1 protein-coding gene and 1 pseudogene are annotated in these 1,241 nt (G+C 64.2%); both read left to right on the forward strand.

The annotated features are described in order from the left end of the window. Positions 1-1,109 (forward strand): Tn3 family transposase (locus ACMWLG_RS25780; RefSeq protein ID WP_042938616.1); only part of this gene is annotated, 1,109 nt, incomplete at its 5' end. 35 nt (positions 1,110-1,144) lie between these two features. Next, a pseudogene (locus tag ACMWLG_RS25785) lies at positions 1,145-1,241 on the forward strand (Tn3 family transposase); the annotation flags it as partial.

Below are 1,241 nucleotides of genomic sequence, written 5' to 3' on the forward strand. Positions count from 1 at the left end.
ACCTCGGGCTGACCAAGATGGCCGAGTCGAGCCCCGGCCTGACCTACGCCAAGCTGTCCTGGCTGCAAGCCTGGCACATCCGCGACGAAACCTATTCGGCGGCCTTGGCCGAGCTGGTCAACCACCAGTATCGCCACGCCTTTGCCGCCCACTGGGGCGACGGCACGACCTCATCCTCCGATGGCCAGCGCTTCCGCGCGGGTGGCCGGGGCGAGAGCACCGGGCACGTCAACCCGAAGTACGGTAGCGAGCCGGGACGGCTGTTCTATACCCATATCTCCGACCAGTACGCGCCGTTCAGCACCCGCGTGGTGAATGTCGGCGTCCGCGATTCCACCTATGTGCTCGACGGCCTGCTGTACCACGAGTCCGACCTGCGGATCGAGGAGCACTACACCGACACGGCCGGCTTCACCGATCACGTCTTTGCCCTGATGCACCTGCTAGGCTTCCGCTTCGCGCCGCGCATCCGCGACCTCGGCGAAACCAAGCTGTACGTGCCGCAGGGCGTGCAAGCCTACCCGACGTTGCGCCCGCTGATCGGCGGCACCCTGAACATCAAGCACGTGCGTGCCCACTGGGACGACATCCTGCGCCTGGCCAGCTCGATCAAGCAGGGCACCGTCACCGCCTCGCTGATGCTGCGCAAGCTCGGCAGCTACCCGCGCCAGAACGGACTGGCCGTGGCCCTGCGCGAGCTGGGCCGGATCGAGCGCACGCTGTTCATCCTGGACTGGCTGCAAAGTGTTGAACTGCGCCGCCGCGTGCATGCCGGCCTGAACAAAGGTGAGGCGCGCAACTCGCTGGCCAGGGCGGTGTTCTTCAACCGCCTTGGGGAAATCAGGGATCGGAGCTTCGAGCAGCAGCGCTACCGGGCCAGCGGCCTCAACCTGGTGACGGCGGCTATCGTGCTGTGGAACACGGTGTACCTGGAACGCGCCACCCAGGGGTTGGTCGAGGCCGGCAAGCCGGTGGACGGCGAGCTGCTGCAATTCCTGTCGCCGCTGGGCTGGGAGCACATCAACCTAACCGGCGATTACGTCTGGCGGCAGAGCCGCAGACTGGAAGACGGGAAGTTTCGGCCCTTACGGATGCCCGGAAAACCTTAGCGTACGATTTTTTCCGAATTCTGCGGGCTCCCCATTCAGGACCTAACAGAAAATATTTTGGTTCCGGACGTGGCATCACCTGGTACAACTTCGTCTCTGATCAGTACTCTGGATTCCACGGCATCGTTGTCC

Source organism: Enterobacter sp. 01-M-02-SI-ECC, from assembly GCF_047530595.1.
Taxonomy (GTDB): Bacteria; Pseudomonadota; Gammaproteobacteria; order Enterobacterales; family Enterobacteriaceae; genus Enterobacter; species Enterobacter cloacae_M.